The 22,336-nt window shown below is 63.0% G+C and carries 18 protein-coding genes; all 18 read left to right on the forward strand.

Features of this window, described 5'->3' with window-relative positions; all coding sequences use genetic code 11:
• The first annotated feature begins 86 nt into the window (after positions 1 to 86).
• Positions 87 to 1,187, forward strand: a complete 1,101-nt coding sequence (gene aroB, locus M5B96_RS06780) for a 3-dehydroquinate synthase (protein ID WP_248795939.1) — start codon at positions 87 to 89, stop codon at positions 1,185 to 1,187.
• 10 nt (positions 1,188 to 1,197) lie between these two features.
• On the forward strand, positions 1,198 to 2,781 hold the full coding sequence (locus M5B96_RS06785; protein ID WP_248795940.1) for an AAA family ATPase: 1,584 nt from the start codon (positions 1,198 to 1,200) through the stop codon (positions 2,779 to 2,781).
• Positions 2,782 to 3,130: 349 nt separating this feature from the next.
• A complete protein-coding gene (gltB, locus tag M5B96_RS06790) occupies positions 3,131 to 7,579 on the forward strand; it encodes a glutamate synthase large subunit (RefSeq protein WP_248795941.1) in 4,449 nt (1,482 codons plus the stop codon).
• A 32-nt stretch (positions 7,580 to 7,611) separates the two neighbouring features.
• On the forward strand, positions 7,612 to 9,030 hold the full coding sequence (locus tag M5B96_RS06795) for an FAD-dependent oxidoreductase (protein ID WP_248795942.1): 1,419 nt from the start codon (positions 7,612 to 7,614) through the stop codon (positions 9,028 to 9,030).
• A gap of 153 nt (positions 9,031 to 9,183) precedes the next feature.
• Entirely contained in the window at positions 9,184 to 10,251 is a 1,068-nt protein-coding gene (gene hemE, locus M5B96_RS06800; RefSeq protein WP_248795943.1) for a uroporphyrinogen decarboxylase, read from the forward strand.
• Between the two features lie 663 nt (positions 10,252 to 10,914).
• Entirely contained in the window at positions 10,915 to 12,372 is a 1,458-nt protein-coding gene (locus M5B96_RS06805; RefSeq protein ID WP_248795944.1) for a lytic polysaccharide monooxygenase, read from the forward strand.
• 99 nt (positions 12,373 to 12,471) lie between these two features.
• The gene (locus M5B96_RS06810; RefSeq protein ID WP_263859470.1) at positions 12,472 to 12,966 is read left to right on the forward strand and encodes a cytochrome b; all 495 of its coding nucleotides are present in this window, start codon (positions 12,472 to 12,474) and stop codon (positions 12,964 to 12,966) included.
• On the forward strand, positions 12,963 to 13,502 hold the full coding sequence (locus M5B96_RS06815) for a type II secretion system protein N (protein WP_248795946.1): 540 nt from the start codon (positions 12,963 to 12,965) through the stop codon (positions 13,500 to 13,502). Before M5B96_RS06810 ends, M5B96_RS06815 begins: the two co-directional genes overlap by 4 nt.
• Positions 13,503 to 15,413 carry a type II secretion system secretin GspD gene (gene gspD, locus M5B96_RS06820; protein ID WP_412548587.1) on the forward strand — a complete coding sequence of 637 codons (1,911 nt, stop codon included), beginning with the start codon at positions 13,503 to 13,505 and terminating at the stop codon, positions 15,411 to 15,413.
• A complete protein-coding gene (gspE, locus tag M5B96_RS06825) occupies positions 15,410 to 16,873 on the forward strand; it encodes a type II secretion system ATPase GspE (RefSeq protein WP_248795947.1) in 1,464 nt (487 codons plus the stop codon). The genes gspD and gspE overlap by 4 nt, the downstream gene beginning before the upstream one ends.
• Before the next feature lie 2 nt (positions 16,874 to 16,875).
• Positions 16,876 to 18,087: a type II secretion system inner membrane protein GspF gene (gspF, locus tag M5B96_RS06830; protein WP_248795948.1), complete on the forward strand. Its 1,212-nt coding sequence runs from the start codon at positions 16,876 to 16,878 to the stop codon at positions 18,085 to 18,087.
• A 4-nt stretch (positions 18,088 to 18,091) separates the two neighbouring features.
• Entirely contained in the window at positions 18,092 to 18,532 is a 441-nt protein-coding gene (gspG, locus tag M5B96_RS06835) for a type II secretion system major pseudopilin GspG (RefSeq protein ID WP_248795949.1), read from the forward strand.
• Between the two features lie 3 nt (positions 18,533 to 18,535).
• Positions 18,536 to 19,006 carry a type II secretion system minor pseudopilin GspH gene (gene gspH, locus M5B96_RS06840; RefSeq protein ID WP_248795950.1) on the forward strand — a complete coding sequence of 157 codons (471 nt, stop codon included), beginning with the start codon at positions 18,536 to 18,538 and terminating at the stop codon, positions 19,004 to 19,006.
• Positions 18,996 to 19,361: a type II secretion system minor pseudopilin GspI gene (gene gspI, locus M5B96_RS06845; protein WP_248795951.1), complete on the forward strand. Its 366-nt coding sequence runs from the start codon at positions 18,996 to 18,998 to the stop codon at positions 19,359 to 19,361. Before gspH ends, gspI begins: the two co-directional genes overlap by 11 nt.
• Positions 19,354 to 19,911 (forward strand): type II secretion system minor pseudopilin GspJ, encoded by a 558-nt coding sequence (gene gspJ / locus M5B96_RS06850; protein ID WP_248795952.1) that lies wholly within the window; start codon positions 19,354 to 19,356, stop codon positions 19,909 to 19,911. Before gspI ends, gspJ begins: the two co-directional genes overlap by 8 nt.
• Positions 19,908 to 20,768: a type II secretion system protein GspK gene (locus M5B96_RS06855; protein WP_248795953.1), complete on the forward strand. Its 861-nt coding sequence runs from the start codon at positions 19,908 to 19,910 to the stop codon at positions 20,766 to 20,768. Before gspJ ends, M5B96_RS06855 begins: the two co-directional genes overlap by 4 nt.
• Entirely contained in the window at positions 20,765 to 21,868 is a 1,104-nt protein-coding gene (gene gspL, locus M5B96_RS06860) for a type II secretion system protein GspL (protein WP_248795954.1), read from the forward strand. The genes M5B96_RS06855 and gspL overlap by 4 nt, the downstream gene beginning before the upstream one ends.
• The gene (gspM, locus tag M5B96_RS06865) at positions 21,865 to 22,329 is read left to right on the forward strand and encodes a type II secretion system protein GspM (RefSeq protein ID WP_248795955.1); all 465 of its coding nucleotides are present in this window, start codon (positions 21,865 to 21,867) and stop codon (positions 22,327 to 22,329) included. Before gspL ends, gspM begins: the two co-directional genes overlap by 4 nt.
• Positions 22,330 to 22,336 lie beyond the last annotated feature (7 nt).

Below are 22,336 nucleotides of genomic sequence, written 5' to 3' on the forward strand. Positions count from 1 at the left end.
CCATCGGGCCGCGTCCACACCAGGCGTCGCCGACAATCGTTAATCCTGAGACTGGGCGCCCGCGCCCATCTTCACTGTGGGGACACATGCAGACACTTAAGGTCGATCTTGGCGAGCGCAGCTACCCGATTCACATTGGCGAAGGGCTGCTGGACCAGCCCGGGCTGCTGACGCCGCACATTGCCGGTCGGCAGGTTGCGATTGTCTCCAATGCAACCGTCGCTCCGCTCTACCTCGAGCGCCTGACCCGCAGTCTGTCGGCTTATTCCGTGGTCTCGGTGGTGTTGCCCGACGGCGAGGCCTTCAAGACCTGGGAAACCCTGCAACTGATCTTCGACGGCCTGCTGACCGCCCGTCACGACCGCCGCACCACGGTGATCGCCCTTGGCGGCGGGGTGATCGGCGACATGGCCGGCTTCGCCGCGGCCTGTTACCAGCGCGGCGTGGATTTCATCCAGGTGCCGACCACCTTGTTGTCCCAGGTCGACTCGTCGGTGGGCGGCAAGACCGGCATCAACCATCCGTTGGGCAAGAACATGGTCGGTGCTTTCTACCAGCCCAATGTGGTGCTGATCGATACCACGACCCTGAACACCCTGCCGCCACGCGAGCTGTCGGCGGGCCTGGCGGAAGTGATCAAGTACGGCCTGATCTGCGACGAGCCGTTCCTGACCTGGCTGGAAGAGCATGTCGAGCAACTGCGCGCCCTGGACCAGGGCGCGCTGACCGTCGCCATCGAGCGCTCCTGCGCGGCCAAGGCGGCGGTGGTCGGTGCCGATGAGCGCGAGTCCGGCGTACGCGCCACGCTCAACCTCGGGCACACCTTCGGTCACGCCATCGAGACCCACATGGGCTATGGTGTCTGGCTGCACGGCGAGGCGGTGGCTGCTGGCACCGTGATGGCGCTGGAAATGTCCACGCGCCTGGGCTGGATCAGTGCCCAGGAGCGTGATCGCGGTATTCGTCTGTTCCAGCGTGCCGGCTTGCCGGTCATTCCGCCGGAGGAAATGACCGAAGCCGATTTTCTCGAACACATGGCAATTGACAAGAAAGTGATCGACGGTCGCCTGCGCCTGGTGTTGTTGCGCCGAATGGGCGAAGCCGTGGTAACCGACGATTATCCGAAAGAAGTTCTACAGGCCACGCTGGGGGCGGACTACCGCACTCTGGCTCAGCTTAAAGGTTGATAGGATTCCGATGACCAGTTTGCATGCCGACGAGGCTTTCCTCGGCCATTACCAGTTAAGTCACGACCCTTTCGCTCCCCGGGTGCCTGGCTTCAAATTCTTCCCCGCCCAGCGCAAGCCGGTGCTCGGGCAATTGCATCACCTGGCCCGCTACAGCCAACTGCTGCTGGTGGTTACCGGCCCGCAAGGCAGTGGCAAGACCCTGCTGCGCCAGGCGCTGGTGGCAAGCACCAACAAGCAGTCGGTGCAAAGCGTGGTGGTCTCCGCGCGCGGTGCCGGCGATGCGGCGGGCGTGCTGCGGCAGATCGCCCAGGCGCTGAATGTGGCCCAGGCCGATATCCGCGAGATCCTCAACCAGGTGGTGCAACTGGCGCTGACCGGCCAGGAGGTCTACCTGCTGGTGGACGATGCCGAGTCGCTAGACGACTCGGCCATCGAGGCCCTGTTGGCCCTGGCGGCTGGCGCACCGGAGGGGCGACCGCATGTCTTCCTGTTCGGCGAATCGTCGCTGATCGCGGCGCTGGAGCAGCATGGCGCGGAGGAAGAACGCTTCCACGTGATCGAATTGCAGCCCTACACCGAAGAAGAAACCCGCGAATACCTGGCCCAGCGTCTTGACGGCGCGGGTCAGGGAATCGAACTTTTTTCCGCTGAGCAGATCACTGAGATTCACGAAAGCGCCGAGGGTTGGCCTGGCAACATCAACCAGGTCGCCCGTGACGCCATGATCGAAGCGATGATCGCCAGCCGCTCCGCGGTGAAGCGTCCAAGTATGGGGTTCAAGATGCCTAAGAAGCAGGTATTGGCGTTGTCCGCCGTGGTGGTGGTTGCCGTCGCGGCGGCCTGGATGATTCCGGGTCGTAACAAAGCGCCGGCCACCGCCGGCACAGGCGCCAGCGAGCAGGCGCAATTGCCATTGGGGCAGGCGCCCAAGCCGAACGCCGCGGGTAACCCGACAGTGGAATTCGCCGGTAATTCGCAGCCGATGCCGCTACCGTTGGTCGGCCAGTCGCAGCCGGTGATGCGCGGTCCGCTGGCCGAAGCCGCGGGTGGCAGTATTGAAGGCGATGATGGCATCGCGCCGCCAGTTGACGGCGGTCCGGCCAAGCCACCGACCGTCACCACCACCGCACCACCTGTCGGCGTGCCAGCGGGCCCGACGCCGACTCCGGTGGCCAAGCCGGTGCCGGCCCAGGTCGCCAGCGCCAAGCCGGCCCAGACCCCGGTTCCGGTGCCCAAGCCGGTCGCCAAGGCGCCGGAGAAGGCTGTCGAGAAGCCGGCGGTGGTGGCCAAGGCCGCCGCGACCGGGCATAGCTGGTACACCGGCCAGGCGCCAGGCAACTACGTGGTCCAGATCCTCGGCACCAGTTCCGAGACCACCGCGCAGAATTTCGTCAAGGAACAGGGCGGCGAGTACCGCTATTTCAAGAAAGTACTCAACGGCAAGCCGCTTTACGTGATCACCTACGGCAGCTTCGGCAGCCGCGATGCAGCCATCAGCGCCATCAAGGCCTTGCCAGCGAAGGTTCAGGCTGGTAAACCTTGGCCTCGTACTGTCGCCAGCGTCCAACAGGACCTGGCTACAACTCGCTGAAGAATCGGCGGCCTTATCCAGGCCGCCTTCCCGGCACCTCAAAATTTCCGCAAGCGCATGCTGCTTCAAAAGCCGCGTGCCTTGTGGTGTCTGCGTCACAGTGGTTTTGAGTCGTCACGGTCAAAATTCAAAAATGTTTTGACTAGCACGAGATATCGCTTTAAACCTTTCATAAATGCGACATGAATTTTCGACGGTTCGTCGTTAAATTTGTGGGCGTCTGTGTCGGTGTGTACAATGACCTCCCTTTTGCCCCTGCAAAGCCGGCGTACGTTCGGCGTGGATGGTAAGTGGTTGAATTGAAAAGAAATTTGCCTCGATAAAGAGGCAGCCTGGTGAGAAAGTGTCTATGAAAGCAGGTCTGTACCAACCAGATGAATTCAAGGATAACTGCGGTTTCGGCCTGATTGCCCATATGCAGGGCGAGCCCAGTCATCACCTGTTGCAGACGGCCATTGAGGCCCTGACCTGCATGACCCACCGCGGTGGGATCAACGCCGACGGCAAGACCGGTGACGGTTGCGGCCTTCTGATCCAGAAGCCGGACCAGTTCCTGCGTACTGTCGCCCAGGCGACATTCGGTAGCGATCTGCCCAAGCAATATGCGGTGGGCATGGTGTTCTTCAACCAGGACCCGGTCAAAGCCGAAGCCGCCCGCGCGCACATGAATCGTGAAATCCTCGCGGCCGGCCTGCAACTGGTGGGCTGGCGCAAGGTGCCGATCGATACCAGCGTCCTCGGCCGCCTGGCCCTGGAGCGCCTGCCGCAGATCGAGCAGGTCTTCATCGGTGGCGAGGGCCTGAGTGACCAGGCGTTCGCCATCAAGCTGTTCAGTGCCCGTCGTCGTTCGTCGGTGGCCAATGCCGCCGACACCGATCACTACATCTGCAGCTTTTCCCACAAGACCATCATTTACAAAGGCCTGATGATGCCGGCGGACCTCACCGCCTTCTATCCGGACCTCAGCGACCCGAGCCTGAAAACCGCGATCTGCGTGTTCCACCAGCGCTTCTCCACCAACACCCTGCCGAAATGGCCATTGGCGCAACCGTTCCGCTTCCTGGCGCATAACGGCGAGATCAACACCATCACCGGCAACCGCAACTGGGCCCAGGCCCGACGCACCAAGTTCGCCAATGACCTGATCCCCGATCTCGACGAACTGGGTCCGCTGGTCAACCGTGTCGGCTCCGACTCCTCGAGCATGGACAACATGCTCGAGCTGATGGTCACCGGCGGTATCGACCTGTTCCGCGGCGTGCGCATGCTGATTCCGCCGGCGTGGCAGAACGTCGACACCATGGACGCCGACCTGCGTGCGTTCTATGAATTCAACTCCATGCACATGGAACCCTGGGACGGCCCGGCGGGCGTGGTGATGACCGAAGGTCGCCACGCGGTCTGCCTGCTCGACCGCAACGGCCTGCGCCCGGCGCGTTGGGTGACCACCAAGAACGGCTATATCACCCTGGCGTCGGAAATCGGCGTGTGGAACTACCAGCCGGAAGACGTTATCGCCAAAGGCCGTGTAGGGCCTGGGCAGATCTTTGCCGTGGACACCGAAACCGGCCAGATCCTTGACACCGATGCCATCGACAACCGCCTGAAGTCGCGTCACCCGTACAAGCAGTGGCTGCGCAAGAACGCCTTGCGCATCCAGGCGACGATGGAAGACAACGACCATGGTTCGGCGTTCTACAACGTCGAGCAACTCAAGCAGTACATGAAGATGTACCAGGTCACGTTCGAAGAGCGCGACCAGGTGCTGCGTCCATTGGGCGAGCAGGGCTACGAGGCGGTCGGCTCCATGGGCGACGACACGCCGATGGCCGTGCTGTCCCAGCGCGTGCGCACGCCGTACGACTATTTCCGCCAGCAGTTCGCCCAGGTGACCAACCCGCCGATCGACCCGCTGCGTGAAGCCATCGTCATGTCGCTGGAGATCTGCCTCGGTGCCGAGCGCAATATCTTCGAAGAGTCGCCGGAGCACGCCTCGCGGGTGATCCTCAGCTCGCCGGTAATTTCCCCGGCCAAGTGGCGCTCGTTGATGAACCTCGAGCGTCCGGGCTTCGCTCGCCAGGTCATCGACCTGAACTACGACGAGAGCGTCGGGCTGGAAGCGGCGGTACGCAACATTGCCGACCAGGCTGAAGAAGCCGTGCGCGCCGGGCGGACCCAGATCGTCCTCAGCGACCGCCATATCGCCCCGGGCAAGCTGCCGGTGCACGCGTCCCTGGCGACCGGTGCGGTGCACCACCGCCTGACCGAGAAAGGCCTGCGCTGCGACAGCAACATCCTAGTGGAAACCGCCACCGCGCGCGACCCGCACCACTTTGCCGTGTTGATCGGCTTCGGTGCGTCGGCGGTCTATCCGTTCCTGGCCTACGAAGTGCTGGGCGACCTGATCCGTACCGGCGAAGTGCTGGGCGATCTCTACGAAGTGTTCAAGAACTACCGCAAGGGCATCACCAAGGGCCTGCTGAAGATCCTCTCGAAAATGGGGATTTCCACCATCGCTTCCTATCGCGGTGCGCAACTGTTCGAAGCCATCGGCCTGTCCGAGGAAGTGGTCAACCTGAGCTTCCGCGGTGTGCCGAGCCGAATCAAGGGTGCGCGTTTCGTCGACCTCGAAGCCGAACAGAAGCTGCTGGCCAGCGAAGCCTGGAGCGCGCGCAAGCCGATCCAGCAAGGCGGCCTGCTGAAGTTCGTCTACGGCGGTGAGTACCACGCCTACAACCCGGACGTGGTCAGCACCCTGCAAGCCGCCGTGCAGCAGGGCGACTATGCCAAGTTCAAGGAATACACTGCGCTGGTGGACAACCGTCCGGTGTCGATGATCCGCGACCTGTTCCAGGTGAAAACCCTGGACACGCCGCTGGCGATCAGCGAAATCGAACCGCTGGAGTCGATCCTCAAGCGCTTCGACTCGGCGGGGATTTCCCTCGGCGCCTTGTCGCCGGAAGCCCACGAAGCCCTGGCCGAAGCCATGAACCGCCTGGGCGCGCGTTCCAACTCCGGCGAAGGCGGCGAAGACCCGGCGCGCTACGGCACCATCAAGAGCTCGAAAATCAAGCAGGTGGCCACCGGTCGTTTCGGTGTGACCCCGGAATACCTGGTCAACGCCGAAGTGCTGCAGATCAAGGTAGCCCAGGGCGCCAAGCCCGGCGAAGGCGGGCAATTGCCCGGCGGCAAGGTCAACGGCCTGATCGCCAAGCTGCGCTACGCGGTACCGGGCGTGACCCTGATCTCGCCACCACCGCACCACGACATCTACTCGATCGAAGACTTGTCGCAACTGATCTTCGACCTGAAACAGGTCAACCCGCAGGCGCTGGTCTCGGTGAAGCTGGTGGCGGAAGCCGGTGTCGGCACCATTGCCGCCGGTGTGGCGAAAGCCTATGCCGACCTGATCACCATTTCCGGTTATGACGGCGGTACCGGTGCGTCACCGCTGACCTCGATCAAATACGCCGGCGCACCCTGGGAGCTCGGCCTGGCCGAAACCCATCAGACCCTGCGCGGCAATGACCTGCGCGGCAAGGTCCGGGTGCAGACCGACGGCGGCCTGAAAACCGGCCTCGACGTGATCAAGGCGGCCATTCTCGGCGCCGAGAGCTTCGGCTTCGGCACCGCGCCGATGATCGCCCTGGGCTGCAAGTACCTGCGCATCTGCCACCTGAACAACTGCGCCACCGGCGTCGCGACCCAGAACGAGAAGCTGCGCAAGGACCACTACATCGGTACCGTCGACATGGTGGTGAACTTCTTCACCTACGTCGCCGAAGAAACCCGTGAGTGGCTGGCCCGGCTCGGCGTGCGGACCCTTGAGGAACTGATCGGCCGGACCGACCTGCTGGAAATCCTCAAAGGCGAAACCGCCAAGCAGAACCACCTGGACCTGACGCCGCTGCTGGGCAGCGATCATATCCCGGCGGACAAGCCGCAGTTCTGCCAGGTCGAGCGCAACCCGCCATTCGACAAGGGCCTGCTGGCCGAGAAGATGGTCGAGATGGCCCTGCCGGCGATCAAGGACTTGAGCGGCGCGGATTTCGCCCTGGATATCTGCAACTGCGACCGTTCCATCGGCGCGCGGATCTCCGGTGAAGTCGCCCGTCTGCACGGCAACCAGGGCATGGCCAAGGCGCCGATCACCTTCCGCTTCAAAGGGACGGCGGGCCAGAGCTTCGGTGTGTGGAACGCCGGTGGCCTGCACATGTACCTGGAAGGTGACGCCAACGACTACGTAGGCAAGGGCATGACCGGCGGCAAGCTGGTGATCGTTCCGCCTAAAGGCAGCATCTACAAGACTCAAGACAGTGCCATCATCGGCAACACCTGCCTGTACGGCGCAACCGGCGGCAAGCTGTTTGCGGCGGGTACCGCGGGTGAGCGTTTCGCGGTGCGTAACTCCGGTGCTCACACCGTGGTTGAAGGCACGGGCGACCACTGCTGCGAATACATGACCGGTGGCTTTGTCGCGGTTCTGGGCAAGACTGGCTACAACTTCGGTTCAGGCATGACCGGCGGTTTCGCCTATGTGCTGGACCAGGACAACACCTTCGTCGACAAGGTCAACCACGAGTTGGTCGAGATCCAGCGGATCAGCGGCGAAGCGATGGAATCCTATCGCAACCACTTGCAGCATGTGTTGGACGAATACGTCGAGGAAACCAATAGCGAATGGGGTCGCAACCTCGCTGAAAACCTTGATGATTACCTGCGTCGTTTCTGGCTGGTCAAGCCCAAGGCTGCCAACCTGAAATCGTTGCTTTCCAGCATCCGTGCCAACCCGCAGTGATATGCGCCTGAAGAGTTTGATGAGGTTTTAACATGGCTGAACGTCTGAGTAACGACTTCCAGTTCATCGATGTCGGGCGCAAGGATCCGAAGAAGAAACTGTTGCGTCAGCGCAAGAAAGAGTTCGTGGAGATCTACGAACCCTTCAAACCCCAGCAGTCGGCCGACCAGGCCCACCGCTGCCTGGGTTGCGGTAACCCGTATTGTGAATGGAAGTGCCCGGTGCACAACTTCATTCCCAACTGGCTGAAGCTGGTGGCCGAGGGCAATATCCTCGCCGCCGCCGAGCTGTCCCACCAGACCAACACCCTGCCGGAAGTCTGCGGTCGGGTCTGTCCGCAGGATCGTCTGTGCGAGGGTGCCTGCACCCTCAACGACGGTTTTGGCGCGGTGACCATCGGTTCGGTGGAGAAGTACATCACCGACACCGCGTTCGCCATGGGCTGGCGTCCGGACATGTCCAAGGTCAAACCGACCGGCAAGCGCGTCGCGATCATTGGTGCCGGTCCGGCGGGCCTGGGCTGTGCCGACGTGCTGGTGCGCGGCGGGGTGACCCCGGTGGTGTTCGACAAGAACCCGGAAATCGGTGGCCTGCTGACCTTCGGCATCCCCGAGTTCAAGCTGGAAAAGACCGTGCTGAGCAATCGTCGCGAAGTCTTCAGCGGCATGGGCATCGAGTTCCGCCTCAACACCGAGGTGGGCAAGGACGTGACCATGGAGCAACTGCTCGCCGAATACGACGCCGTGTTCATGGGCATGGGCACCTACACCTACATGAAGGGCGGCTTTGCCGGCGAGGACCTGCCGGGGGTGTATGACGCCCTGGACTTCCTCATCGCCAACGTCAACCGCAACCTGGGCTTTGAAAAGTCGCCGGAAGATTTCGTCGACATGAAGGGCAAGAAGGTCGTAGTCCTCGGTGGTGGCGATACGGCGATGGACTGCAACCGTACCTCGATCCGCCAGGGCGCCAAGTCGGTGACCTGTGCCTATCGGCGTGACGAGGCGAACATGCCCGGCTCGCGCAAAGAGGTGAAGAACGCCAAGGAAGAAGGGGTGAAATTCCTCTACAACCGCCAGCCGATCGCGATTGTCGGTGAAGACAAGGTCGAGGGCGTGAAGGTGGTCGAGACCCGTCTCGGCGAGCCGGACGCCCGTGGCCGCCGCAGCCCCGAGCCGATCCCGGGCTCCGAGGAGATCATCCCGGCCGACGCCGTGGTCATCGCCTTCGGCTTCCGGCCGAGCCCGGCGCCGTGGTTCGAGCAGTTCAGTATCCAGACCGACAGCCAGGGCCGCGTGGTGGCTCCGGAACAGGCGCAGTTCAAGCACCAGACCAGCAACCCGAAGATTTTTGCCGGTGGCGATATGGTGCGCGGTTCCGACCTGGTGGTGACGGCGATCTTCGAAGGGCGCAATGCCGCTGAAGGGATCCTCGATTACCTGGGCGTCTGATCCGCTCTCAATATTGGAATGCAATACCTGTGGGAGCTGTGTCGTCCTTGATATCCGCGACAAATTGACCCGATAGACAAAAGGCACGGCTCTTGCCGTGCCTTTTGCGTCGCGCTCTGAGAAAATGCCCGCACTTTTTTTGCGGATGCCGACATGACTGCCCTGAAGAACGACCGTTTCCTTCGCGCCCTGCTCAAGCAACCCGTGGACGTCACCCCTGTGTGGATGATGCGCCAGGCCGGTCGCTACCTGCCGGAATACCGCGCCAGTCGCGCCAAGGCCGGCGATTTCATGAGCCTGTGCATGAACCCGGCGTTCGCCTGCGAAGTCACCCTGCAGCCGCTGGACCGCTATCCGGGCCTGGACGCGGCGATCCTGTTCTCCGACATCCTGACCATTCCCGACGCCATGGGCCAGGGCCTGTACTTCGAAACGGGCGAAGGCCCGCGCTTCAGGAAGGTCATCAGTACCCTGGCCGATATCGAGGCCCTGCCGATTCCCGATCCGCAGAAGGACCTGGGTTATGTCATGGATGCGGTCAGCACCATTCGCCGCGAGCTCAATGGCCGTGTGCCGCTGATCGGCTTCTCCGGCAGCCCCTGGACCCTGGCCACCTATATGGTCGAAGGCGGCTCGTCGAAAGACTTCCGCAAGACCAAGGCCATGCTCTACGACAACCCCCAGGCCCTGCACCTGCTGCTGGACAAGCTGGCGCAGTCGGTGACCTCCTATCTCAACGGGCAGATCCTCGCCGGCGCCCAGGCCGTGCAGATTTTCGACACCTGGGGCGGCAACCTGTCGGCGGCGGCCTACCAGGAGTTTTCCCTGGCCTATATGCGCAAGATCGTCAGCGGCCTGATCCGCGAACACGAAGGGCGCAAGGTCCCGGTGATCCTGTTCACCAAGAACGGCGGCCTATGGCTGGAAAGCATCGCCGAGGCAGGCGCCGATGCGCTGGGCCTGGACTGGACCTGCGACCTGGGTGAAGCCCGTCGTCGCGTCGGCCAGCAGGTCGCGCTGCAGGGCAACATGGACCCGACCGTGCTCTACGCCAAGCCCGAGGCCATCCGTCGCGAGGTGGCGCGGATTCTCGCCAGCTACGGCGAAGGTTCCGGTCATGTGTTCAACCTTGGCCACGGCATCACGCCGGAAGTCGACCCGGAACATGCCGGTGCGTTTATCAACGCCGTGCACGAGTTTTCCGCGCAGTATCATCGCTGATTCTTCCCCCGCATCCCCAATGACCCCGCCTTGGCGGGGTTTTTGCGTCTGGCCCTTCGCTGGTTTGCTTTTCTTGATGCTACTGGCTCATGGGCTGCCACGCATTCGGCGCGTCGGCCGGATGACTGCCGGGTTATCGAGGTGTCCGTAAGCCTTCCGGCAGAGGGGTGTCGGAGTATTCTTTTTCTGAACGTAAATACGGAGACATTTGTTCGAGGTTTTTGGGGGTAGTCGTGTCTCGTTACAAAGTCTTAGGCAAAATCAGGGCGCTCGTGTGAATAAGTGAAGTGCAGAGCTGTCGCGCATCTTCACAGGACCTTTCCTACATATAAAAAAATGCAAGTTCGTACAATGTGTACTCCGGTATTCAATTTTCGGAGAAGCACCCAAGACTCCGGATTTCTGATAGTCGGTATTTTTTAGCGTGACCATTTATACGGCGCTGGCGTTTGTCCGGCGGGTGAAAGTGTCTTCGTAAGAATAGTGTTTTCAAGAAACTCAAGAAGCGACGCCTTTGATGAGGCATGGAACTTTCGAGGTTGATCTTTGTTGTCAGGATGGCGGCGCGGATTGATTGAGCACCGATGGAAGTAAAAGGGCGTTGTTCATCTTGGAGGGATGTCTGGCGACCCGATATATAGGATAAGTCTGGAGTTGAATCGAATGAAAAGAAAGATATCGGCACTTGGCAGGGCGTCGGGGTGTGTGTCTTCCCTGGCGGTGCTCGCGACCCTGGTCGCGTCGCAGCAGGTCGCCGCGCACGGTTACCTGAATGATCCTCCGTCCCGGGCCTTTGCTTGCCAGAAGGGCTTGAACAAGGATTGCGGTCAAGCGCAGTACGAGCCGCAAAGTGTTGGTGAAACCACCAAGGGTTTTCCCAATGGCGGGGTGGCTGACGGCAAGATTGCCAGTGGTGGGATCGAACTGTTCTCCGCCCTGGATGTGCAGTCGGCCAACCGCTGGTACAAGACCGAAATCCTCGATCGTACGATCAACTTCGACTGGTACTACAGGGCCACTCATCCGGCGACCAAGTATGAGTACTTCATTACCAGGAACGACTGGAACCCCAACCGGCCCCTGGCCCGCTCGTCCTTCGACCTGACCCCGTTCTGCTTCGTCGACGCCGGCGGCCGCCTGCCTACCGACCAGCCCCAGGGCAGCGACGGTCCGGCGCGCGAGAAGCACGAGTGCCAGATCCCGGCCGACAAGAGCGGGCATCACGTGATCCTCGGCATGTGGACGGTGAATGACACCGGCGGTGCGTTCCATAACGTGGTCGACGTGAATATCGTCGCCGAGGAGCAGGCACCGGATGGCTGGAAAACCGTCGGTAACATCACACCGATCCAGGCCCTGCTGGCCGCTGACAAGGTCAAGGCCCGGGCCATGACCGGCGAGGGTGAAAGCTCCGCCTACAGCACTGAAATCACTATTGCCAACGACGACGAAGGCAAGCCGGAGAACTGGGCGTTCAAGCTCGCCGAGCAGGTCAACCAGGGCCAGACGCTGGTCCGTGCCGGTGTCCGTGGCGAAGACGGTGCAATCGAGCCGGTCAAGGGCGTGAACAAGCTGTTCGCCAAGGCCGAAAGCGGGGTGAATCGCTTTGAACTCGATGTGCAGATGCAGGAAGACGCCGATGCCGAGATGAAGATTTCCACCCTCGGCAGCGGTCTTGAACTCACCGAAGGACGCCTGACGATGCCGTTCCCGGTGCTCACCAACCGGAAAATGAACATCGAGGCCACGGTCTTCGATGCCGCCAACAAGCCGGTGGGTAGCATGACGCAGCTTGTGGAAGCCGGTAGCAGCCAACTGAGCGTGGATGTGCGCAGCGAGCCGGGCGCCCATGAGCTCAAGCTGGTCGGCGTGACCGTCGACGGTCGTACCACCCGTCAGGACCTGGCCGCCGTGGAGCTCGGCGGCGAGGGCGGCAGCCAGGATTACGACTTCGTCTATCCGCAGGGGATTGCCAATTATCAGTCCGGGACCAAGGTCCTGTCGGAGGGTAACGTCTACGAATGCCTGCCGTTCCCCGCAGGCGCCTGGTGCAAGATCAACAGCCACCATTATGTACCCGGTGTCGGGCCGAGCTGGCGAGATGCCTGGATCGCCAAGTAAGCCTTGGTGTTCAGCGCCGGGCTGCCCAGCAGCCCGGCGTATTCGATTGATGGGCGATGTCGTTGATGGCTGTTGTTGCCTGGTTTTGGGTGAGCACAATTGTTTTACTCTAGAACACGGATTTTTCTTCACTGGTTGTCAGCCGCCGTTATTTTATGGGCGTTGATTACTGGTTTTTATGTGGCTTTGTTTGACACCCCTGTGGTGCTCAAAGAAACCGTCGGCTTTTTTAATGTATCGATCACGGCCGTGTTTATTCCATTTTTTGTTGTCCGGGTTTTTCTTTGTTTTTTTCAGGGAAAGCAGACTGATCGAACGCTCGCACAGTGGACGGCTTTTTGTGTTCATAAATTTATATATCTAGTGACGAGCGTGGTATTGGCGACCGGGGTCATGATGATGGATCGGGAGATCAATATATTTAACGTTCTCCTTATACCCGCGCCGATTGAAAGTGCCGAACGCGTTGCCGCTTTCAAAAAGGCCCATGATGTTGCCTGCGTCGTTCTCTCGGTCCTGGTGGTTTTGCATATCGACGCGGTTATCCGTCATGAGGTTTCCGGTTATCGAATTCTCAGGCGGATGCTCTGGTGAGTGGGCGAGTCCTCAGGGACGCAATGGGCTTCCTGAGCCTGGCGTTGTGTGCGTTGCCGCTGGGTTATGCCGCGCTGTCGTTGTGGGGCGAGCGGGTTTTCCGTCAGGCGTTGCCAACAGTCCCCACGGTGCAGGTCATCAATCGCTCGATGGCGGCCGAGCGCACGCCACTCAACCATGCCGCGCTGGCCACGGTGATGGGGCTGGTGGCCCAGGAGTCCCTGGCCCGTAGTAGCGAACCGCTGAAGCTGCAGGCCAGCTTTGTCTCCAGCACGGGCGACACCCGTGCACTGCTGGCGGGGGCCAGCGGCCAGCGGATCTACCGGGTAGGAGAAAGCCTGCCGGGCGGCAGCGTCCTGCGCCGGATCGAGAGCGGCCGGGTGCTGCTCTGGCGCAATGGCCGCGAGGAATTGTTGGTGCTGGAGCCGCCGGCTCGTACCACCTTGCGGGTGCTCAAGGACCCGGCTCCTGACGCCGCCGCCGCGGCTTCGGCCCTTTATCTTCGACCGACGGCCACGCCGCGTCAGAGTGAGTAAATGAACAGATCTTACAACCCCGGTCGGCGCCGCCTGAGGTTCTTGAGCCTGCTTGTCAGTTTGATGCTGCCCTCCGGTGTGCTGGCCGAGGAGCCGCAATGGCAACTGGCGATGAACGATGCCGAATTGCGCGATGTGGTGCGGGAAATGTCCTCGATTCTCGGCACCACCGTGGTGCTCGACCCGCGGGTGCAGGGGCGGATCACGGTCCTCTCCGAGCAGGCCCTGGACCGCGAAGGGGTGCGGCGGTTGTTCTATTCGGTGCTCGACGCGCATAACTTCACGGTGATCGATGAAGGCGAGCGCATCCTCATCGTCCCCGTGGCCGATGCCCGCACCCGTGCCAGCAGCGCCGCCAGTAGCAACGCCCAGAGTGGTCAGTTCGTCACCGAGGTGGTGGCGCTCGGCAGCAGCGTCGCGGCGGATATCGCCGGGCTGGTGCGGCCGTTGGTCTCGGTCAATGGTTATATCGGTCCGTCGGCGTCGGCCAATGCCCTGGTCATCACCGATAGCGCGGCGAATGTCCGGCGCATCGCGAAGATCGTCCGGCAGTTGGACCTGGGCCAGAAGAATGCCCATGACGTCATCCAGTTGCGTCATGGGCTGGCCAATGAATTGGCGCGGATGATGGAGCAAGCCCTGGGCCGGCAAGGTGCCGAATCGGGGAGCCAGGTCATCGCCGATTCGCGCAACAACCGCCTGGTGATCATCGGTACCCGGGATGTGCGCAAGCGACTGGGTGACCTGGCCCGCTCCCTCGACACCCCGGCGGCGGCCGTGGCCGACAATGCCCGGGTGATCCACCTGCGTCACAGTGATGCCAAGCAGTTGGCCGAAGTACTGGACGCCATGGGCCAGGGGCTCGGTCAGGAAACGGCGGCCGCCAGCAGCCGGGACGCGGTTTCCGGCAAGGCCGTGGTCAAGGCCGATGAAAGCCAGAACGCCCTGGTGCTGATCGCCGAGCCGACCCAGGTCCGCACCCTGGAAAACATTGTCCGGCAACTCGACCTGCCGCGTTCGCAAGTGTTGATCCATGCGGCGATTGTCGAGATTTCCGGGGATATCAACGAAGCCCTGGGGGTGCAGTGGGGCGGCGAGTCCGGCAGTGCCCAGGGCGGGGTCCTGTTTGCCGGCGCCGGTATTACCCTGCCCAAGTTCAGTGACCCCAAGACTACGCTTCCCGATGGTGCTGTGCTGCGCGTCGGCAACGATCGCTTCGGCATGCTGGTCTCCGCACTGGCGAGCAACACCCACAACAATGTGCTGTCCACCCCCAGCCTGCTGACCCTGGACAACCAGGAGGCGGAGATCCTGGTGGGGCAGAACGTGCCGTTCCAGAGCGGCTCCTACCAGACCTCCGGTACAGGCACCGACCGGCCCTTCACTACGGTCACGCGCCATGATATCGGGATCAAGCTGAAGATCCGCCCGCATATCAACGAAGGCTCGACCCTGCGCCTGCAGGTCGAACAGGAAAACTCCGAACTCGCCAAGAGTGCGGAGATTACCAATGACCTGATCACCAACAAGCGTTCGCTGAAGAGCACCATCCTCGCCGACGACGGCGAGATCATCGTGATCGGCGGGCTGATCAAGGACAGCGTTCGTGTCCAGGACAGCGGCGTACCGCTGCTGCGCGATATTCCGTACCTGGGGGCCTTGTTCCGCTGGCGCAGTGAAAAACACGAGAAGACCAACCTGATGGTGTTCCTGCGTCCGACCATCGTCCGCTCCCGGGAGGACATCGCCGAAGTCAGCGAGCAGCGTTACAACAGCCTGCGCCAGCTCAGCCGGCCTGCCACCGGGAAGAGCAACTCACTGTTGTTGCCGCGCGAGGCCCGGCAACTGTTCGACGGTGACGACACGGCGCCGTCGATAGACCTGCGCCGACGGAAGGTCGGGACGCCATGAAGCCGCGCTTGCCATTCGGCTTTGCCCGCCGCTACGGGGTCTTGCTGGAGTCGCAAGGCGAGGGCGCGAGCCTGTCGATCCGCGCCGACACCCCTTTGAGCGCCGTGTCCGAGGCCCGGCGCCTGTTCCCCGGCGAACTGCCCTTGCAACTGCTCGATGAGTCGCTGTTCGCCGCTCGCCTCGCCACGGCCTACAGCGATGGGCATAGCGCCGTGCAGCAGGTCGCCCAGGGCCTGGATGACGAACTCGACCTGAGCAGCCTGGCCGACCAACTGCCACAGACCGCCGACCTGCTGGAGCAGGAAGGTGACGCGCCGATCATCCGCCTGATCAACGCGCTGCTCGGCGAGGCGGTGCGCGAGAAAGCCTCGGATGTGCATCTGGAGACCTTCGAGCACAGCTTGTCGGTGCGCATGCGCATCGATGGCCAGTTGCGTGAAGTGCTCAAGCCGCGGCGGGAACTGGCGAACCTGCTGGTATCGCGGATCAAGGTCATGGCCCGGCTGGATATCGCCGAAAAGCGCGTGCCCCAGGATGGGCGGATCGCCTTGCGGCTGGCCGGGCATGAAGTCGACGTACGGGTTTCCACCTTGCCCTCGGCCCACGGCGAGCGGGTGGTCCTGCGCCTGCTGGACAAGCAGGCCGGGCGCCTCGACTTGCAGCGTCTGGGCATGCCGGCGGACGCCCTGGAGCGTTTCCAGCGCATTCTCGGCAAACCCCATGGCATCTTCCTGGTCACCGGCCCCACCGGCTCGGGCAAGACCACCAGCCTGTATGCGGCGCTGAGCAGCCTCAACGATCAGACCCGGAATATCCTCACCGTCGAAGACCCTATCGAATATCACTTGCCGGGCATCGGCCAGACGCCAGTCAATCCCAAGGTCGAGATGACCTTTGCCCGTGGCTTGCGGGCGATTTTGCGACAGGACCCGGACGTGGTCATGGTCGGGGAGATCCGCGACCGTGAAACCGCCGAGATCGCCGTGCAGGCGTCGCTGACCGGGCACCTGGTGTTGTCGACCCTGCACACCAACAGCGCGGTGGGCGCGGTCACTCGGCTGCTGGACATGGGCGTGGATGCCTATCTGCTGGCCTCGTCCCTGGTCGGGGTGTTGGCCCAGAGGTTGGTACGCACTCTGTGCCGCGAGTGCAAGAGCGACTATGTGGCGGATGCGGCTGCCTGCCAGCGCCTGGGTGTCGAGGCGAGCCATCCGCCGAGGCTGTTCCGGGCCACGGGCTGCGAGCACTGCCAGCAAGGCTATCGCGGTCGTATCGGGCTCTACGAACTGATCGGCATCACTCCGGCCCTGGCGGTTCTTATCCACAACGGCGCCAGCGAACCCGAGTTGGTCCGCGAAGCCCGGACGACATCGCGCAGCCTGTTCCAGGATGGCCAACGACTGGTTCTCGAAGGCTGCACCAGCCTCGATGAACTGCTGCGCGTCACCCAGGAGGACTGAGGATGCCGGCTTTCGATTATCAAGCCCAGGATGCCAACGGTCGTCGCTGTCACGGCCGGCAGGAGGCCGACAGCCCGCGTCATGCCCGGCAGTTGCTGCGCGAACGTGGTCTGTTACCCACGCAGCTGAAAAGCGTCCGTAGCCACACCGGGACAGGCAACGGCGCCCAGGGCAGGGCCGGCTTGAAGGCCGGCGAACTGGCCTTGCTGACGTTGCAACTCTCGACCCTGATCCAGGCCGGCTTGCCGCTGGAGGAGGCGCTGCGGGCGGTGGCGGCGCAGAGTGAAAAGCGTCGGGTCGGCAATCTGCTGGCCGCGGTGCGCAGCCGGGTCATGGAAGGTTATGACCTGGCATCGGCGCTCGCCGGTTTCCCCAAGGCGTTCCCGGACATGTTCCGCGCGAGCATTGCCGCCGGCGAACGCTCCGGGCACTTGGGCGCGGTGCTCGAACAGCTGGCCGAATACACCGAGGCCCGCCAGCAGGCCCGACAGCAGATCCAGATGGCGTTGGTCTATCCGCTGATCCTGCTGTGCTCTTCGCTGGCTATCGTCGCCGGGCTGCTCGGCTATGTGGTGCCGGATGTGGTGAAGGTCTTTATCAACAACGGCCAGGCCTTGCCCCTGCTGACCCAGGGTTTGATTGCCCTGAGCAGCGGCCTGCAGCGTTACGGTTGGCTGCTGTTGTTGGGACTGGCAGGGCTGGTCCTGCTGCTGCGCTGGGCGCTGGCTCGCCCCGTCGTGCGCTGGCGCTGGCATGCCGGGTTGCTGCGCGCGCCGCTGCTCGGCGGTGTGCTCAAGGCCATGGAGGCGTCCCGTTTCGCCAGCACCCTGGCGCTGCTCGGCAAGAGCGCCGTGCCCCTGGTGGACGCCCTGGAAATCGCCGCGGCAGTGATCGGCAACCTGCCGATTCGCGCGCGCATGGGCGAGGTCGCGCGTTCGGTGCGCGAGGGCGGGACCCTGACCCGTGGCCTGGAGCGCAGCGGCGATATCCCGCCGTTGATGTTGCACATGATCGCCAGCGGCGAACGCGCGGGCGAGCTCGACAGCATGCTCGCCCGCGCCGCCGAGCAGCAGGAGAAAACCCTCGCGGCGCGGATCGCCCTGGTGGTGAGCCTGTTCGAGCCGGCGATGTTGGTGCTCATGGGGGCCATCGTGCTGCTGATTGTCATGGCGATTCTGTTGCCGATCCTTAGCCTCAACCAACTGGTGAACTGATCTTATGAAAATCTCTGGAACACAGCGGCAAGGTGGTTTCACCCTGATCGAAATCATGGTCGTGGTGGTGATAATCGGCGTGCTCGGGGCGATGGTCCTGCCGCAGTTCATGAGCCGTCCGGACCAGGCCAAGGTCACCGCGGCCCGCGCCGATATCAAGGCCATCGGCACCGCGCTGGAAATGTACCGGCTCGACAATTTCCGGTATCCCTCGACCCAGCAAGGCCTGGAAGCGTTGGTCAAACGCCCGTTGGGCGTGCCGGAACCGCGCAACTGGAATCCCCAGGGCTACTTGAAAAACCTGCCGGTCGACCCTTGGGGCACGCCTTATCAATACCTGAGCCCCGGCACCCGGACCAAGGGCTATGACCTGTATTCCTTTGGCTCCGACGGCGTGTCCGGCGGCGAAGACTTTGCCGCCGATATCGGCAACTGGAGCGATTGATCCATGCCCGGACGTTCCCGTGGTTTCACCCTGCTGGAGTTGCTGGTGTCCATGGTGGTGATCGGCGTGCTGGCTGGCATGATTGCCGTGGGCATGAACCCCAGCCCGGTGCGCCAGGCTCGCCAGGAGGCCGGAGCCCTGGTGCACCTGCTGCAGCAGTTACGTGAGTACGCGGTGGCCAACAGCCAGGAATATGGCCTGCGGATCGGTGCCGAGGGTTATCAGGTGATGGTCTTCGAACGCCCTGACTGGCGCCCGGCGGGGGCGGCTTATCGCTTGCCCGACGGCCTGTATTTTCGCCTGGAGCTGGAAGGCCGTCCGCTGAAACTGGGCGACCGGGTGAACCAGCCGCAATTGCTGGTGTTGAGCAGCGATGAAATGAGTGCCTTCACCCTGCATTACGAATCCGCGCAGCGGCGCTGGTTGAGTGTGTCCGGTGACGGCCTCGGCGATCCGGCCATCGATGAAAGCTGAGTCGGGGTTTACCTTGCTGGAGGTGATGATCGCCCTGGCGATCTTTGCCGTGCTGGCGGCCACCGTGCTGTCCGCCAGCCAGTTCGTGGTGCGCCAGGGTGGTACGTTGCAGGAGCGTTTGTTCGCCACCTGGCTGGCGGACAATCAGTTGAATGAACTGCGCCTGCAAGCCCCGCCGGCCCAGGGCCGACAGACGCAACGCCAGCGTTTCGATCGGCGTGAATGGCGTCTGGAGCAGGTGGTCACGCAGGCCTCTGATCCGCGCTTGCTGAAGGTCGAGATCGAGGTGCGACTGGCTGACGGCGGGCCGCTGCTGCACCACGCCAGCACCTGGCTACGGGCCCGGGATGAATAGACAGGCTGGCTTCACCTTGGTCGAACTGGTGATTGCCCTGGCGATTTTCAGCCTGATCGGCCTGGCCAGTTATCGGTTGTACGAAGGGGTGCTGATCACCCAGGCCCGGGTCAGCGCGCATGAGCAGGGCTTGCGCAGCCTGCAGCGGGCGCTGGCGCTGCTGGAACGCGATATCATGCAGGCGACGATCCCGAAAGAGGGTGTGGCCGTGACGCTGAGCGCGGGGCAGTTGAACCTGCAACGGGTCAATGCGCGCAATCCGCTGGATGAACCCCGCAGCGAGCGCCAGGAGGTTGCCTATCGCCTCGAAGAGGGCACCTGGTGGCGCTACCACCGCAGCCTTGATTTGCCCGAGACTCACAAACAGCAGGTGCTCAAGGGCGTCCGTGCCTTGCAGTGGCGGCTGTATATGGACAAGGCCGGTTGGCGCAGTGACGGGGCGTCGACGCCGGGCCGTGCCGGCGTGCAGCCGCGTGCGCTGGAAATCACCTTGTCCGCGGGCCGTTTCGAGCAGATCCGCCGCGTCATCCTGCTGCCGGAGGGTTCATGAACCGAATCGGTCAGCGCGGTGTGGCGCTGATCAGCGTGCTGCTGATCATGACCCTGGCCCTGGTCGTGGTGGGTGGCCTGTTGCGCAGTCACACGCGGGCACTGCAAAGCAGCGCGCAGCATATTCATCAGGTACAACTGCTGCAGTGGGCCCTCGCTGCGGAGAGCTGGGCGCGGGAGTTGTTGCTGGCGCCGGAGCCGCTTGAGGCGAAGACGATCCATCTGGCCCAACCCTGGGCGCGCCCGTCGCTGCCGTTCGAGTTGTCGGGTGTCGAGGTCCGGATCGGGATCGAAGACCTGGCCGGGCGGTTCAACCTGAGTCGCCTGCTCCTGCCCGGCAAGGCCGATGAAATCAGCCTGGAGCGCTGGAGCCGGCTGCTTGCGGCGCTGGAGATCCCGGCGTTCGACCTGGCGCCGCTGCGTGGCACCGAGGTCACTGACAGTAGCCAGTTGCGGCTGTTGCCGGGAGTCGACCTGGACCTTTTGCAGCGCCTGCAACCCTTCATCGCGTTGCTGCCGCCCGAGGCGACGCTGAACGTCAATACCACCACGGCCACGTTGCTGGCGACGCTGGAAGGTATGACCGCATCCAGTGCCCGGGAGCTTGTCGCCCGGCGCCCGCTGGAAGGTTATGCCGATGCCCATGAATTTACCCGAGCACCGGGGCTGGATGGACTGGGCATTGCCAGCCATGGCCTGGGTGTCGACAGCCGCTGGTTCCGGGTCACGGTCGAGGTCGGCGCGGGGGCGGCGCGACTGCGGCTGGTCAGCGATCTGGAGCGGCCTCGCGACAGCCGTCGCCTGCGTGTCCTGCAACGCCGCTTCCTGGCCCCGACTCAAGGTGAAACCCCGTTATGAGCAATTGGCTTTATCTCACTGCCGAAGGCCTGGCGGCCTGCGACGCTACCTGGCCGGTTGGCTACTGGCAGGCGGACGGCGGGTACCGCAGTGTGACCCTGGTTGAGGCGGCGACGTTCCTGTCGGGGCAAGCGGTACGAGTGATCCTGCCGGTGGAAATCTGTAGTGGCTTGCGCAGCGAGCCCTGGCCTGGTCGACGCAAGCCCACGGTCCAGGCGCTGGCCTATGCCGTCGAGGAGCGCCTGGCAGAGGAACTGGATGGTTTGCATATCGCGGTCGGCGTGGCGACCAAGGATTCGCGCTATCCGCTGCTGGCGATCAACAAGGAACGCTTCGAGGCGATCCTGGCGTTATTGCGGTCGTCGGGGTTGCAGGTGGTCAGCGTCAAGGTGGATGCCGACTTGTTGCCGGATGATCAGGCTTATGGCGTCTGGTGGGGCGGGCGATGGTTATTGGCTGGGGCTATCGAGGCCCGGCTTGCGCTGTCATCCGAGGACCTTGACGTGCTGCGTCCGAGGCTGCCGGACGAGCTGTGCAGGATGGGCCCTGAGCGACAGCGGGAGATCATGGCTTTGTTGACGGTCGGTCATTTGCATGCGGTGGACTTGCTGCAAGGTGAGTTTCGCCGGGTGTCGGCGCGCTGGCCCTGGGGTGCGTTGGTGTTGTCGGTGCTGGCGTTGTTCGCGGTGTCCTGGGGTTTTACCCTGGCACGTGCCCACTATCTGGAAAACGCCGCGGGGCAGTTGTACGAGCAAAGCGTGCGACGCTTCCAGAGCCTGTATCCCGAGCAGACCCGGATTGTCGACCTGGCGGCCCAGCTCAAGGCTTTGCAGGGGTGGAGCGAGCAACCAGGCAGCCAGATGGGCCGTCTGCTGCAGTTGATCGAAAAGGTGCTAGGAGGCAGCAGCGTTGAAGTTCAGCGAATCGAATACCGGGCCGGCACGGGCTGGACGCTGCTACTGACGGCAGGCAGCTTCAGCGATCTTGAGCGCTTGCGCGAGCGCGGCCAGGGCAGCGGCTTGCCGATCAGGCTGGGCAGCGCCAGCAAGGATCGCGAGCGGGTGCAAGCGCTGCTGACGTTGGAGGAGAAGAGCGGATGATCGGATCACTGGCCGTGCCGGCGACGCTGAGACAAAGGTGGCTGGGGCTCAGCCTGCGGGATCGACGGATGCTGATCGGACTGGCGATTTTCCTGACCGTGGTGAGCCTGTTCAGTGGCGTCTGGCAGCCGGCGCAACAGCGTCTGGAAAAGGCCGGGCGCTTATATCAGCAGCGCCTGTTGCTGGCGACTGAAGTCCAGCGCGCCCAACCCACGAGTCAGCGCTCAATCTCCGCGCAACCCCTGTCGACCCGGCTTAGTGAAACGGTGACGGTGGCGGGGTTGGAATTGCAGCAACTGGACCAGGCCGGCCAGTCACTGCGGGTCACGCTGAGCGGTAATGCATTGGCCTTGCTGCAGTGGTTGGACCAGACCGAGCAATCGGGTGCGGTGCTGCAGTCGTTGAGCCTGGAAAAACGCGACCAGCTGTTGCTGGCGCAGGTTGCGTGGCGTGCTGATTGAGGGACCG

This window comes from Pseudomonas sp. MWU13-2105 (genome assembly GCF_023242315.1).
In the GTDB taxonomy this organism is placed as follows: domain Bacteria; phylum Pseudomonadota; class Gammaproteobacteria; order Pseudomonadales; family Pseudomonadaceae; genus Aquipseudomonas.

Bases quoted from the DNA above. Each gene is read 5' to 3' on its own strand.
- aroB (WP_248795939.1), top strand. From the start codon at position 87: ATGCAGACACTTAAGGTCGATCTTGGCGAGCGCAGCTACCCGATTCAC.
- M5B96_RS06785 (WP_248795940.1), top strand. From the start codon at position 1,198: ATGACCAGTTTGCATGCCGACGAGGCTTTCCTCGGCCATTACCAGTTA.
- gltB (WP_248795941.1), top strand. From the start codon at position 3,131: ATGAAAGCAGGTCTGTACCAACCAGATGAATTCAAGGATAACTGCGGT.
- M5B96_RS06795 (WP_248795942.1), top strand. From the start codon at position 7,612: ATGGCTGAACGTCTGAGTAACGACTTCCAGTTCATCGATGTCGGGCGC.
- hemE (WP_248795943.1), top strand. From the start codon at position 9,184: ATGACTGCCCTGAAGAACGACCGTTTCCTTCGCGCCCTGCTCAAGCAA.
- M5B96_RS06805 (WP_248795944.1), top strand. From the start codon at position 10,915: ATGAAAAGAAAGATATCGGCACTTGGCAGGGCGTCGGGGTGTGTGTCT.
- gspD (WP_412548587.1), top strand. From the start codon at position 13,503: ATGAACAGATCTTACAACCCCGGTCGGCGCCGCCTGAGGTTCTTGAGC.
- gspE (WP_248795947.1), top strand. From the start codon at position 15,410: ATGAAGCCGCGCTTGCCATTCGGCTTTGCCCGCCGCTACGGGGTCTTG.
- gspF (WP_248795948.1), top strand. From the start codon at position 16,876: ATGCCGGCTTTCGATTATCAAGCCCAGGATGCCAACGGTCGTCGCTGT.
- gspG (WP_248795949.1), top strand. From the start codon at position 18,092: ATGAAAATCTCTGGAACACAGCGGCAAGGTGGTTTCACCCTGATCGAA.
- gspH (WP_248795950.1), top strand. From the start codon at position 18,536: ATGCCCGGACGTTCCCGTGGTTTCACCCTGCTGGAGTTGCTGGTGTCC.
- gspI (WP_248795951.1), top strand. From the start codon at position 18,996: ATGAAAGCTGAGTCGGGGTTTACCTTGCTGGAGGTGATGATCGCCCTG.
- gspJ (WP_248795952.1), top strand. From the start codon at position 19,354: ATGAATAGACAGGCTGGCTTCACCTTGGTCGAACTGGTGATTGCCCTG.
- M5B96_RS06855 (WP_248795953.1), top strand. From the start codon at position 19,908: ATGAACCGAATCGGTCAGCGCGGTGTGGCGCTGATCAGCGTGCTGCTG.
- gspL (WP_248795954.1), top strand. From the start codon at position 20,765: ATGAGCAATTGGCTTTATCTCACTGCCGAAGGCCTGGCGGCCTGCGAC.
- gspM (WP_248795955.1), top strand. From the start codon at position 21,865: ATGATCGGATCACTGGCCGTGCCGGCGACGCTGAGACAAAGGTGGCTG.